This window comes from Mesorhizobium comanense (assembly GCF_005503535.1).
Classification (GTDB): Bacteria; Pseudomonadota; Alphaproteobacteria; order Rhizobiales; family Rhizobiaceae; genus Mesorhizobium; species Mesorhizobium comanense.
On the sequence record NZ_SCNN01000006.1, the window covers coordinates 73,367 to 87,168 of the forward strand.

A 13,802-nucleotide genomic window follows, 5' to 3' on the forward strand; every position below is an offset into this window, starting at 1 on the left:
AGGAACAACTGGAATAGCTGGAGTAGCCAGGTGAACTCTCAACCCCTTCGCGTCGTCGTCGCCGGCCTTGGAAATATGGGGCGCAGCCACGCGCTGGCCTATCACACCAACCCCGGCTTCGAGATCGCCGCGCTGGTCAACCGGTCCGATGTTCCGTTGCCGGAAGGGCTGTCCGGATATGGCATCAGGCGTTCCTTCGACGATGCTCTGCGCGAGGAAAAACCCGATGTCGCCTGCATCGCCACCTATTCCGACAGCCATGCCGACTATGCGGTGAGGGCCTTCGAGGCCGGCTGCCACGTCTTCGTCGAAAAGCCGCTGGCGACGACGGTGGCCGACGCCAAACGCGTCGTCGCGGCCGCCAAGGCAAACGGCAGGAAGCTGGTGATCGGTTACATCCTGCGCCATCACCCGTCCTGGATCCGTCTGATCGCCGAGGCGCGCAAGCTCGGCGGCCCCTACGTCTTCCGCATGAACCTCAACCAGCAATCGTCAGGTCATACATGGGAGACGCACAAGCAGCTGATGCAGACGACCTCGCCGATCGTCGATTGCGGCGTGCACTATCTCGACGTCATGCTGCAGATCACCGACGCCCGGCCGGTCGAGGTGCGCGGCATGGGCGTTCGCCTGACCGACGAGGTCGCACCCTCCATGTACAATTACGGCCATCTGCAGGTGCTGTTCGATGACGGATCGGTCGGCTGGTACGAGGCCGGCTGGGGGCCGATGATTTCGGAAACAGCCTTTTTCGTGAAGGATGTCATCTCGCCGAAAGGCTGCGTCTCGATCGTCATGAAGGAAGGCGTGAAGTCCGACGACATCGACACCCACACCAAGACCTCGACCATCCGCCTGCACAGCGCTGAAACCGGGCCGGACGGCAAGTTCGTCAAGCAGGATGAAATGCTGTCTATGGCAGGCGAGCCCGGCCACCAGGATCTCTGCGATCTCGAACAGGCCTTCGTGCTGAAGGCGATCCGCGAGGATCTGGATCTCACCAAACACATGGACGACGCGGTGAAGTCGCTCGCCGTCTGCCTGGCCGCCGACGAAAGCGTGCGCAGCGGCGCCGCCGTGAAACTCTAGAACAGGAACGACGCCGTGGGCTCGCTGAAGATCGAGAATGTGAAGAAGGCCTTCGGGCCGGTCGAGGTGCTGAAGGGCATCGACCTCGAAGTGACCGACGGCGAATTCGTCGTCTTCGTCGGCCCTTCGGGCTGCGGCAAGTCGACCCTGCTCCGCGTCATCGCCGGGCTGGAGGATTCGACCTCCGGCAGGGTGCTGATCGACGGCGAGGATGTTTCCGTCACGCCGCCGGCCAAACGCGGCATCGCCATGGTGTTCCAGACCTATGCGCTCTACCCGCATCTGACGGTGAAGAACAATATGGGTCTCGGGCTGAAGCAGGCCGGCACGCCGGCGGCCGAGATCGACCGCCGCATCGGCATCGCCTCGTCCATGCTGTCGCTGGAACCCTATCTGGAGCGCCGCCCGGCAGAACTTTCCGGCGGCCAGCGCCAGCGCGTCGCCATCGGCCGCGCCGTCGTGCGCGAGCCCAAGCTTTTCCTGTTCGACGAGCCGCTCTCCAACCTCGACGCGGCATTGCGCGTCAACACGCGGCTGGAGATCGCGCAGCTCCACCGCCGGCTGAAGGCAACGATGATCTACGTCACCCACGACCAGGTCGAGGCGATGACGCTGGCCGACAAGATCGTGGTGCTCAACGCCGGCAAGATCGAGCAGATCGGCGGCCCGATGGAACTCTACAATTCGCCGGCAAACGAGTTCGTCGCCGGCTTCATAGGCTCGCCCAAGATGAACTTCATCGATGGTGCGCGTCTGGGCGAAACCGCCAAGACCATCGGCGTGCGGCCGGAGCATCTGACGGTCGACCCGAAATCGGGCGCCTGGAAAGGCACGGTGGTGCATGCCGAGCATCTCGGCGCCGACACCAACCTCTATCTCGACTGCGAAAAGGCCGGGCTGATCACCGTGCGGATTTTCGGGGTGTACGACGCGGAACCCGGCGCGACGCTTTATGCGACACCCGATCCGGCGAAGACCTATCGGTTTGGCGCGGATGGGAAGGTGCTGAAGTAGGGACTACCTCCCTTCCCCCCTTGTGGGGGAAGGTGGATTGCCGCGAAGCGGCAAGACGGATGAGGGGTGTTCCAGGGAACGCCTACGTCTCACTCCGCTGGAACACCCCTCATCCGTCGCCTTCGGCGACACCTTCTCCCACAAGGGGAGAAGGGAAGAACTGCCGCGCTTACACGTCGGCCTTGAACGTCTGCTTCTGCTGGCCGAGCCCTTCGATGCCGAGCTCCACCACGTCGCCTGCCTTCAGGAACACCGGCGGCTTCATGCCGAGGCCGACGCCGGGCGGTGTGCCCGTCGAGATGATGTCGCCGGGATGCAGCGACATGAACTGGCTGAGATAGGAAACGAGGAACGCAACGCCGTAGACCATGGTCTTGGTCGAGCCGTTCTGCATGGTCTTGCCGTTGACGGTCAGCCACATCTTGAGGTTCTGCGGGTCTGATATCTCGTCCTTGGTAACCAGCCACGGGCCTGTCGGGCCGAACGTGTCGCAGCTCTTGCCCTTCGTCCACTGGCCCTGGCGCTCGGCCTGGAAGGCGCGCTCGGACACGTCATGCGCGACGGCATAGCCGGCGACATAGTCGAGCGCGTCGGCCTCGCTGACATATTTCGCCGTCTTGCCGATCACCACGGCGAGTTCGACTTCCCAGTCGGTCTTTTCCGAACCACGCGGGATCAGCACGTCGTCGTCAGGCCCGACAATGGCCGAGCTTGCCTTCATGAAGATGATCGGTTCCGGCGGCACGGTGGCGCCGGTTTCGGCGGCATGGTCGGAATAGTTGAGGCCGATGCAGATGAATTTTCCCGTGCCGGCAACGCAGGGGCCGAGGCGAGGCTTGCCGGCAACCGCCGGCAGCGATTTCGGATCGAGCTTGCCCAGCATTTCCAGCGAGGCCGGATGCAGCACCGTGCCGGCAATGTCGGCGACATGGGCGGAGAGGTCGCGGATCGTCCCATCCGCATCGAGCAGGCCGGGACGTTCGCTCCCCACCTCGCCATAGCGCAGCAGTTTCATCTAGATCCTTCTCCTGTTTGCGGCCTATCGGCCTTTAGCAAAACTCTCCACCGGCGCGACCGGCCCGGGCGGACCGTACCCACCGGCCGCATTCCCGGCAAGCGCAAGCGCGGCGATAGACGGATCGGCGGCCCGGATTTTCAGACTTCTCGATCTCCCGGCACACGGCCTCGTTCAGATCGACCAGCCGCCGTCGATATTATAGGCCTGCCCGGATGTGTAGGTGGCGCCGGCCAGATAGACGGCAAGGTCGGCGATCTCTTCTGCCGTGCCGAGCCGGCCCATCGGCTGGCGCGCGATGAAGGCGGCGCGGGCGGCTTCGTAGTCGCCTTGCGCATGCATGCGGTCCTGCAACGACGGGCTCTCGACCGTGCCGGGGCAGATGGCGTTGCAGCGTATGCCCTTGCCGACATAGTCCGCCGCGATCGCCTTGGTCAGGCCGATGACGGCCGCCTTGGAGACGCCATAGGCGAACCGGTTCGGCACGCCCTTCTGCGAGCTCGCCAGCGAGGCCATGTTGATGATCGAGCCGTCGCCGCGCTCCAGCATGCCGGGCAGCACCGCCCTGATGGTGCGCACCATGGCGCGGACATTGAGGTTCAGCGCGAAATCGAGGTCCGCGTCCTTCATCTCCAGGATCGAGCCGGCATGGACGAAGCCCGCGCAGTTGAACAGCACATCGACGCGGCCGATCGCGGCAAACGCGGCATTCACCGCTTCGTCGTTCAGCACGTCCAGCTTGCGGGTCTTGATATCGGACGTCTTGGCGAGCTCGGCCAGGAGCGCTTCATTGATGTCGGTGGCGTGGACCACGGCGCCCGCCTTGGCGAAGGCCAGTGCGCTTGCCTTGCCGATGCCTTGCGCCGCCGCCGTGACGACAACGACCTTGCCTGCCAGATCCGCCATGTCTTCTCCTCACCTGCTCGCGTCAAAATATCTCTATCGTTACCCTGCGTCAGCGTCATGGGCCAGTCAGGCGACACGATGCCTCCTGGAACCCCATCCTTTCACAGGTAAAGATGTTTTTTCTCGTTAAAGAACATGCGCCCGGGCGTCAAGCCCGAACACGATCACCATTGCGACAGGAAATGTCAGTCGCCGTAAGGCACCCATACGTTCTTCACCTCGACCGCCCGGCGCAGCACGGCCTCGCCGGCGGCTTCCTCCGACGCCCACTCCAGGCTGCGGCCATGACCGCTCCAGACGCGCTTGAGGTTGCCGATGGACTCGGCCTCCGCCTTGGCGCAGGTCTCGGCGTCCGCGAAAAGCCAGAGCCCGTCGACATCGTCATGCTTGGCCAGCACGCCGGCAAGCTCCGCCGTGCGGCCGGTGACGATGTTGATGGCGCCGGCCGGCACATCGGAATACTCGATCACCTGATAGAGATCGGTGGCCAGCAGCGGATGGCGCTCCGAGGGAACGGCGACCACCGTATTGCCCATGGCCAGCGCCGGCGCGACCAGCGAGATGAAGCCGAGCAGCGGATTGTTGTCCGGCGCGACGATGCCCAGCACGCCGACCGGCTCATGCAGCGCCAGCGTGACGGCACGCGCCGGCGGCTGGTGCACGCGGCCCTCGAACTTGTCGGCAAGTCCGGCATAGAGGAACAGCCGCTCGATCGACTGCTCGACTTCTTCCCGCGCTGCCTTGGCCGGGGTGCCCGTGAGCTGGACGAGGCGCGCGGCGAATTCGTCCGCACGGCCCGAAAGGTTCTCGGCCAGGTAATAAAGCACCTGCGAGCGGTTGTAGGCCGTCGCCTCCGGCCAGGCCCTGCAGGCGCGGGCCGCCGAAACGGCGTCGCGTATGTCCTTGCGGCTCCCGAGCCCGACTTCGCCGGCCAGCTTGCCCTTGGCGGTGGCGATGCCCAGCGAATAATTGCCGTCCGGCCGTACCTGCTTGCCGCCGATGAACAGCTTTGCCGTGCGGTCGATCGCCACGCCGTCGGCCTGCTCGACCGGCTGGGCCGAGCCAGCCGCGGCCGGCTTGATGACGGGCCCGAGCGGCAGCTTGGCGGCGAGATATTCGAACATGCCTTCGCGCCCGCCTTCCCGGCCGAAGCCGCTCTCGCGGTAGCCGCCGAAGCCGCAGGCGGCATCGAACATGTTGGTGCCGTTGACCCACACGACGCCGGCTTTCAGTTGCGGCGCGACATGCAAGGCGAGGTTGACGTTCTCGCTCCACACCGAGGCCGCCAGCCCGTAGCGTGTGTTGTTGGCAAGTTCGATCGCCTCTTCCGTGTTGCGGAAGGTCATGGTCGCCAGAACCGGGCCGAAAACCTCTTCCTGCGCAAGGATGTTAGCCGGCGAAACGCCGGTAGCCAGCGTCGGCAGATGGTAATAGCCGGAAGAAGGCAGCGCCGCATCCGGCTGCCAGCACACCGCGCCTTGTTTCGCGCCCTCGGCCACCAGTCCCTTGACGCGGTCGAGCTGGGTGCGGTCGACCAGCGGGCCGATATCGGTGTTCTTGTCGAGCGGGCTGCCGACGCGCAGGCGGCTCATCCTGACCTTGACCTTGGCGATGAGGGCGTCCGCGATGCCCTCCTGCACCAGGAGCCGCGAGCCGGCGCAGCAGACCTGTCCCTGGTTGAACCAGATGCCGTCGACCAGCCCCTCGACGGCGCTGTCGAGGTCGGCGTCTTCGAAGACGATGAAGGCCGACTTGCCGCCAAGCTCCAGCGACAGTTTCTTACCCGATCCGGCAGTCGCCTTGCGGATGATCTTGCCGACTTCCGAAGAACCGGTGAAGGCGATCTTCTGGATGCCGGGATGGTTGACGATGGCCGCGCCCGCTTCCGGGCCGCCCTGCACGATGTTGACGACGCCTTTGGGCACACCGGCGCGTTCGCAGATTTCCGCGAACAGGATCGATGTCAGCGGCGTGAATTCGGCCGGCTTCAGCACCACCGTGCAGCCGGCTGCAAGGGCAGGCGCGATCTTCCAGGCCAGCATCAGCAGCGGAAAATTCCACGGGATGACCTGGCCGACGACACCGACCGGCTTGTGATCCGGAAAATCCTTATCGAGCGTCTGCGCCCAGCCGGCATGGTGGATGAAATGGCGGATCGCCAGCGGCACGTCGATGTCGCGGCTCTCGCGGATCGGCTTGCCATTGTCGATCGTCTCCAGCACCGCGAACAGGCGCTGGTGGCGCTGCATGGCGCGGCCGATGGCGTAAAGCACTTTGGCACGCTGGTAACCGGAGGCGGCCGACCATTTCGGCAGCGCCTTGTTGGCGGCGGCGACTGCCGCGTCAATGTCGGCGGCCGAGGCGTCGGAGACCTTGGCCAGCAGCTTTCCAGAAGACGGCTCGCTGGTCTCGAACGTCTTGCCGCTTGCCGCTGCCTTCCAGGCGCCATCGATGAACAGCGCCTTGGAGAAATCGCGCCCCGCCAGCCAGGCGTCGGCCTCGTTGCGGGCTTCCGGCGCCGGGCCGTATTCCATGGCATGATAGCGGTCGAGGATGTTCATGGGATGCTCCTCCCGAGGGAGATTTCTGGATAAGTGGGCGTTCTACGGCGCCCCCCTCTGTCCTGCCGGACAGAGGGGGGCGCGAAGGAACTCGGCGTTCAAGACCTTCACTCGCCTAAGCCATCGCGTGGCGGTGATTGGCCGAATAGTGCCCGGTCAGGTGATGCTCGAGCTGGCGTTCGATGTCAGTGAGCAGGCTCGACGCGCCGAAGCGGAACAGGTCGGGTTCCAGCCACGGCCGGCCGAGCTCTTCCTTCATCAGCACCAGCCAGTCGAGCGACACCTTGGCGGTCGAAATGCCGCCGGCCGGCTTGAAGCCGATAAGATGGCCGGTCTCCTCGAAATAGGCCCTGATGGCACGCACCATGGCCAGCCCAACGGGCAGCGTGGCGTTGACGCTTTCCTTGCCGGTCGAGGTCTTGATGAAATCGGCGCCAGCCATCATCGCCACCATCGAGGCGAGCATCACATTGCGCAGCGTGGCGAGGTCGCCGGTGCCGAGGATGACCTTCAGATGCGCCTCGCCGCAGGCGGCGCGCATCGAGACGATCTCGTTGTAGAGCTCGCGCCATTTGGCGCCGAACACCAGGCCGCGCGGAATGACGACGTCGATCTCGTCGGCGCCGTCCTTCACCGAGGCCTCGATCTCCTGCAGGCGGGTCGAAAGCGGCGCCAGCCCATGCGGGAAGGCGGTGGAGACCGCGGCGACATGGATGCCGGTGCCGCGTACGGCGTCGACCGCCGTGGCGACGAAGGGATGGTAGACGCAGACCGCGGCCGGCCGGATCGTCTCGCCCGAAATGCCCAGCCCCTCGACGATGTCGCGGCGCAGCGGGTTGATCGCCTTGGCGCAGAGCCGGCGCACGCGCTCCTCGGTGTCGTTGGAGTTGAGCGTGGTCAGATCCATGCAGGCGATCGCCCGCAGCAGCCAGGCGGCCTGGTTGTCGGCCTTGATCGAGCGCCGTTTGGTCAAGGTGGCGACACGGCGCTCCAGTGCCGAACGGTTGACGCTGCGAACCGATTCCAGGAATCCGAGGTCGAGCTTCATGCCGGGGTTGCGGGCTATGCGATGGTCCGAGGGAACCGGCGTGTTGGCGGCGGCGCGCGCCGGCAGCGGCATCACCCTGGACGCGCCCGTGCCCGCCTCGCGGATCGTGTTGCTCATCTCCTGCCCTTTCTCGTTTCGGGCGATACTTACACGATCGTTTGGATCGAAGCCACAAGCCTGAGGGAGGTAGTGCCGGACGTCGGCCTACTCTGCCGCCAGCCTGTCGCGAGGCCGGCTGATTTCGACCGCTTCGAGGGCGGGTTCCTCGTGCTCCTGCTCATCCGCGCGCCAGGAAGTGAGCCAACGAGAGAGATCGTCGAGATAGAGATAGATCACCGGCGTGGTGAACAGCGTCAGCGCCTGGCTGACAAGCAGGCCGCCGAACATCGTGTAGCCCAGCGGCTGGCGGATCTCCGAGCCGGTGCCGTTGCCGAGCATCAGCGGCAGCGCGCCCAGCATCGAGACCATGGTGGTCATCATGATCGGCCGGAACCTGAGCAGGCAGGCCTGGCGGATGGATTCGAGCGAGCTCATATGCTGGTCCCTCTCGGCCGCGATGGCGAAGTCGACCATCATGATCCCGTTCTTCTTGACGATGCCGATGAGCAGGATGATGCCGATCAGGCCGATGAGGTTGAACTCCATGTGGAAGACCAGCAGCGTGCCGAGCGCGCCAAGCCCGGCGGAGGGCAGCGTGGACAGAATGGTCAGAGGGTGGATGTAGCTCTCATAGAGGATGCCGAGGATCAGGTAGACCACCACCAGGGCGCCGAAGATCAACAGCGGTATCGAGGAAAGCGATTGCTGGAAGGCCTGCGCCGTTCCCGTATAGCTGGTCTGGATGGTGGCGGGCAGCCGCATGTCGACGGCAGCCTTGTCGATCGCGGCGGTGGCCTGGCCCAGCGCCACGCCGGGCGCCAGGTTGAAACTGATCGTCACCGACGGGAACTGGCCTTCATGGTTGATGACCAGCGGCTGCACGGGCGCCGTCGTCCATTTGGCGATCGCCGAGAGCGGCACCTGCGAACCGCTCGACGTCGTCAGATAGATCTCGTCGAGCGCCTTGAGGTTGCCGCGCAGCGACGGCAGCACCTCCAGGATCACGTCATAGGTTGAAAGCTGCGTGAAATACTGGGCGATCTGGCGCTGCCCGAAGGCATCGTTGAGCGTGTTGTCGACGTCATTCGCGGTGAGGCCGTAACGGGCGGCCTGGTCGCGGTCGACCTTGAGCGTCAGCGTCGTGCCGGAACTCATCTGATCGGTCGAGACGTCCCGCAACTGCGGAAGACGCTGCAAGGCGGTCAGCAGTTGGGGCGCCCACTGATCCAGCGTTTCGAGGTCGCCGCTCTCCAGCACATATTGATACTGCGACGCGGACAGCCTGGCTCCGACGCGCACGTCCTGTGACGCCTGCATGAACAAGCGTGCGCCCTGAACGACCGCGAGCTTGGGCTGCAAACGCCGGATCACCTGGTCGGCGGAGGCATCGCGATCGTCGCGCGGCTTCAGCTGGACGAACATGCGGCCGGTGTTCTGCGTGTTTCCGCCGCCACCCGTCGATGCTGCGAAATGCGCGACGGCCGGATCCTTGGAAACGATCCCGGCGAATTGCGTCATGTAGGATTTCATCTGGTCGATCGAGACATCCTGTCCCGCGATCACCTGGCCGAAGATCAGGCCGGTGTCCTGCTGCGGGAAGAAGCCGCTCGGAACGAGAGTGAAGAAATAGCCCGTCAGCCCCACGCAGGCGAGGAAGACGAGCAGGGTGACGAAGCGATGCCCGAGCGCCTTGTCGAGGCCGCGTTCATAGGCGCGCAGCATCCCGTCGAACACCCGCTCGCTCCACCGGTAGAGCTTGCCGTGATGCTCCTCGGCCGCCGGCTTGATGAAACGCGAGGCCAGCATCGGGGTCAGTGTCAGCGAAACGCAGGCGGAAACCAGGATCGTCATCGCCAGCGTCACGGCGAATTCCTTGAACAGGCGTCCGATGATGCCGCTCATCAGAAGCAGCGGGATCAGCACCGCCACCAGCGAAATCGAGATCGACATGATGGTGAAGCCGATCTCGCTGGCGCCGCGGATCGCCGCCTGCATCGGCTTCTCGCCATGCTCGATGTAGCGCACGATGTTCTCCAGCATGACGATCGCGTCGTCGACGACGAAGCCGATCGAGATCGTCAGCGCCATCAGTGACAGATTGTCGATGCTGTAGCCGGCAACCCACATCAGGCCGCAGGCGCCGAGCAAGGCCAGCGGCACGGTGAAGGCCGGGATGGCCGTCGCCCAGACATTGCGCAGGAACAGGAAGATCACCATCACCACCAGCCCGATGGTGAGCAGCAACGTGAACTCCACGTCGGTCACCGAGGCGCGGATCGTCTGGGTCCGGTCGGACAGCACCTGCAGCTTCAGCGAGGCCGGCATCGAGGCGGTCAGCATCGGCAGCTCCGCCTTGATCTTGTCGACCGTCTCGATGATGTTGGCGCCCGGTTCCTTGAAGATGACCAGGACGACGCCGCGCGTCGTGTCGGTCCAGCCGGCCTGGGTGTAGTCCTGCGCGTCGAGCACGGCGCGGCCGACATCCTTGACCCGCACTGGCGCCCCGTCGCGATAGGCGATGATGGCGTTGTTCCAGTCGTCGGCGGCCGTCATCTGGTCGTTGGAGAAGATGGTGAAGGAGCGCACCGCGCCCTGGATGTTGCCCTTGGGCAGGTCGACCGTGCCGATCGACAGCGGCGTGCGCACCGTCTCCAGCGACAGGCCTCTCGCCGCGAGCTTGGCCGGGTCGAGCTGGACACGGATCGAGGGTGTCTGCTGGCCGCCGACCAGCACCTGGCCGACGCCGTCGACATGGCTGATCACCTGGGCGAGCTTGGTGTAGACGTCGTCGCTCACCGTCGTCAGCGCCAGGTCGGTCGAGCTCGCGCCGATCAGCATGATGGGCGAATCGGTCGGGTTGACCTCCCTGTAGGTGGGTGGGTTGGGAAGGGTCTTCGGCAGCTGTCCGCCGGCGGCGTTGATGGCCGACTGCACCAGTCCGGCGGCCGAGGCGATGTCGACATTCAGAGCGAACTGCAGCGTGATCTGGCTCGACCCGGACAGGCTGCTCGACGTCATTTCGGCAATGCCCGGAATCTGGGCGAACTGCGTCTCGAGCGGCTGGGTGACCGACGACGCCATCGTGACCGGATCGGCGCCGGGCAGGGTTGTCGAAACCTGGATCGTCGGAAAGTCGACGCTCGGCATTGGCGCGACCGGCAGGTTGAAATAGGCGACAATGCCGACGAACAGCACGCCGACCATCAGCAGCGATGTGGCGATCGGATAGCGGATGAAGGGCGTGGAGACACCGACGGAAGCCATCAGCTCGCCCCTTTCGCCTGTGCGGCGGTGTCCTGCGTCTGCCCGGTCGGGGCAGCCGGGGCGGCGTCGACGCTGGCGCCGTCGACCACCCGGTACTGTCCGCCGACCACCACGCGCTGCCCGGGGCTCAGCCCGTCGGTGACGACGGTGTTGCCGCCATCAGACGGACCTGTCTTGATCGTCTGGCGATGCACCTTGCCGTCGTCGCCCACCACATAGGCAAAGAGCCCGTCGGGGCCATGCTGGACGGCCTCGTCCGGAACGGTGATCGCGGCCGCCATCGTGCCGATGCGGATGCGGGTGTTTACCGACAGGCCGGGCCACAGCGCATTGTCCTGGTTCGCGAACGTCGCCCTGAGCGAAATCGTGCCGGAAGCCTGGTCGACCTGGTTCTGGATCGCCTCCAGCGTCCCGCTCGCCAGCACGGTCTTCATATCCGTGCCGAGTGTGTCGATCGCAACCGGGCCGGCCGCGAAAACCTTGTTGATGGTCGAGACCTCGTCCTGGGGCTCGGTGAACGACACATAGATCGGCTGAAGCTGGACGACCGTGAAAAGGCCGGGGCTCTGGCCGGCCTGCACGATGTTGCCGGGGTCGATGGTGCGGAAGCTTGTCTTGCCCGTCAGCGGCGCCGTGATGCTGGTGAAATCGAGGTTGAGCTGGGCCGCTTCGATGGCCGCCTTGTCGGCTTCGATCGTGGCCGCGGTGGTGTTGACCACTGCCTGCTGGTTATCGACATCCTGCTGGGTCTCGAAGGTCTTTTTCAGAAGCGTGGAAAGGCGGTCGAGCACCACCTGCGCGTTCTTGAGCGTCGCTTCGTCCTCGGCCTGCTTGGCCTTCGCCTGGTCGAGCACCGCCTGGTAGGGACGGGGGTCGATCTCGGCGAGCAGGTCGCCCTGCTTGACCATCTGGCCCTCTTCGACCGGAACCCGCGTGACGACGCCGGTGACGCGGCTCGAGATGCTGACGCTGTTTGGCGGCGTGACCGTTCCCAGCCCATAGAGATAAAGCGGGAAGTCGTTTTTCTGTACCGTGGCAACGGTGACCGGGACCTTGGGCGCGGGCGCCGACTGCGTGGCCGCGGCAGCCTTTGCCAGCCCGGCGGCGTGGCCGCGCCATACGATGTAGCCGCCGGCCAGCAGGACGAGCACGACCAGAAGGGCGGTACCCCTTGAGCGTGAGGGCCGCCTTCGCGCGGCTTGCTGAGGTGTGGAAGTCGTCATGGTGCCGTCCACCTAGCAGGCAAGATTATCAAGCCTTTTCAGGATGGTTGGAGGTCTGGATCGACGGGGTCGATCGGCGGGACAGTAGTCCCGATGACCCGGCGCTGTCAGGTTACAAGTCGGTCATGTTGCGCTGCGGCATTCAAGGATGCGTGAGGCCGGATTGAACCCGCCGTCGCGGCAAAGTGACTTCGATGGGGGGCCGCAAGCCTTCCGGAACGCGCTACGGCAGGCACACATTTCCAAGCGGATGGTCTTCGGCGGCAGCGTTCGCGGCCGCTTGGCGCATGTATTTGTCGTATGCGGTGCAGGTCGACCCCCACTCCGTCTCGGCTTCGCCGAAACACCTCTCCCCCGATCGACGGGGGAGAGGAAGGCGCCAGGCTTTTTGCGCTCAGCGCTCTTCCAGAAAAGCTCCCTTCCTTTCCCTCCGGAGGGGGGAAAGGTGGCGCTGCGAAGCAGCGACGGATTGGGGGAACCACATCGCAATCAAGCCTATGGTTTATCAGCCACACAAGGCCGGGCCTGAATGTTCGCCCGAAAGACCTGAAAATCCGCCAGTCGGCCGTGCTTTAGCCGACGAAGGCGCGCTCGACGACGAAGCTGGCCGGATGGCTGAGCGACCCTTCCTGGAAGCCGAGGCTTTCGGCGAGTTCCTTGACGTCCTTCAGCATGTGCATCGAGCCGCAGATCATGATGCGGTCGGTTTCCGGATTCAGCGTCCCGATGCCGAGATCGCTGTAGAACTTGCCCGACCCGATCAGCGCGGTGATGCGGCCCATGCGCGCCGATTCCTCGCGGGTCGTCGAATTGTAAAGCGTGACGCGGCCGGCGGTCAGTTCGCCGATCAGCGGGTCGCTTTCCAGCGCCGCGACCAGCTCCTGGCCATAGGTCAGCTCGGCATTGTCGCGGCAGGTATGGGTCAGGATCAGCTGATCGAACTTTTCATAGGTGTCGGGATCGCGCAGCAGGCTGGCGAAGGGCGCGATGCCGGTGCCGGTCGAGATCATGAACAGCCGCTTGGCCGGGGTCAGCGCGTCGACGACCAGCGTGCCGGTCGACTTCTGGCGCATGATGACGGTGTCGCCTACCTGGATTTTCTGCAGTTCCGAGGTCAGCGGGCCGTCCGGCACCTTGATCGAGAAGAACTCCAGCTCTTCGTCCCAGGCCGGGCTCGCCACCGAATAGGCGCGGAACACCGGCTTCTCGGCATTGGGCAGGCCGATCATGACGAACTCGCCGGAGCGGAAGCGCAGCGACTGCGGACGCGTGATGCGGAAGGAGAACAGCCGGTCGGTATAGTGCTTCACCGAGACGACGGTTTCGGCGTAGACATTGGCTGGAATCGGGAATTGCAGCGAGCGGGCGCCGTCGGCGTTGAACGCGGGTGTGGTGTTCATCTAATGCAACCTTCTCGCCCATTTTCCGACGCGGGCGCCAAACCTTCCCGTGCACGCCCGAACCATTCAGGTTCCGGCGTGCCTTGCACACACTGCGAGACGGTAAGCTCTTGTGTCGGAGATTTATTAGTATACAAACGATATTTGCGTCAAGGTGCCGTCGTAAAACACCTTTCCAAACTG

Annotated in this window: 9 protein-coding genes; 2 read left to right on the top strand and 7 right to left on the bottom strand. The window is 64.7% G+C overall.

The genetic code is table 11. The features are described from left to right. Nucleotides 1–30: 30 nt before the first annotated feature. Entirely contained in the window at nt 31–1,089 is a 1,059-nt protein-coding gene (locus FFS37_RS12700; protein WP_137931304.1) for a Gfo/Idh/MocA family protein, read from the top strand. Between the two features lie 15 nt (nt 1,090–1,104). Then, complete coding sequence (locus tag FFS37_RS12705) at nt 1,105–2,103, top strand: ABC transporter ATP-binding protein (RefSeq protein WP_137931305.1); 999 nt, start codon at nt 1,105–1,107, stop codon at nt 2,101–2,103. Between the two features lie 169 nt (nt 2,104–2,272). Here the strand turns inward: FFS37_RS12705 and FFS37_RS12710 are convergent, their stop codons facing one another. From FFS37_RS12710 to FFS37_RS12740, 7 genes are all read right to left on the bottom strand, one after another. Further along, nucleotides 2,273–3,118 (bottom strand): fumarylacetoacetate hydrolase family protein, encoded by an 846-nt coding sequence (locus FFS37_RS12710; RefSeq protein WP_137931306.1) that lies wholly within the window; start codon nt 3,116–3,118, stop codon nt 2,273–2,275. A gap of 174 nt (nt 3,119–3,292) precedes the next feature. After that, nucleotides 3,293–4,024 (bottom strand): SDR family oxidoreductase, encoded by a 732-nt coding sequence (locus tag FFS37_RS12715; RefSeq protein ID WP_137931307.1) that lies wholly within the window; start codon nt 4,022–4,024, stop codon nt 3,293–3,295. A gap of 185 nt (nt 4,025–4,209) precedes the next feature. Beyond that, nucleotides 4,210–6,585, bottom strand: a complete 2,376-nt coding sequence (locus FFS37_RS12720) for an aldehyde dehydrogenase family protein (RefSeq protein ID WP_137931308.1) — start codon at nt 6,583–6,585, stop codon at nt 4,210–4,212. 115 nt (nt 6,586–6,700) lie between these two features. Then, nucleotides 6,701–7,750: a deoxyribose-phosphate aldolase gene (deoC, locus tag FFS37_RS12725; RefSeq protein WP_137931309.1), complete on the bottom strand. Its 1,050-nt coding sequence runs from the start codon at nt 7,748–7,750 to the stop codon at nt 6,701–6,703. An 87-nt stretch (nt 7,751–7,837) separates the two neighbouring features. Continuing rightward, nucleotides 7,838–10,996 (bottom strand): efflux RND transporter permease subunit, encoded by a 3,159-nt coding sequence (locus FFS37_RS12730; protein ID WP_137931310.1) that lies wholly within the window; start codon nt 10,994–10,996, stop codon nt 7,838–7,840. Continuing rightward, nucleotides 10,996–12,219 carry an efflux RND transporter periplasmic adaptor subunit gene (locus FFS37_RS12735; protein WP_137931311.1) on the bottom strand — a complete coding sequence of 408 codons (1,224 nt, stop codon included), beginning with the start codon at nt 12,217–12,219 and terminating at the stop codon, nt 10,996–10,998. The genes FFS37_RS12730 and FFS37_RS12735 overlap by 1 nt, the downstream gene beginning before the upstream one ends. 572 nt (nt 12,220–12,791) lie before the next feature. After that, nucleotides 12,792–13,619, bottom strand: coding sequence for a ferredoxin--NADP reductase (locus FFS37_RS12740; RefSeq protein ID WP_137931312.1), 828 nt, complete (start codon nt 13,617–13,619; stop codon nt 12,792–12,794). Nucleotides 13,620–13,802 lie beyond the last annotated feature (183 nt).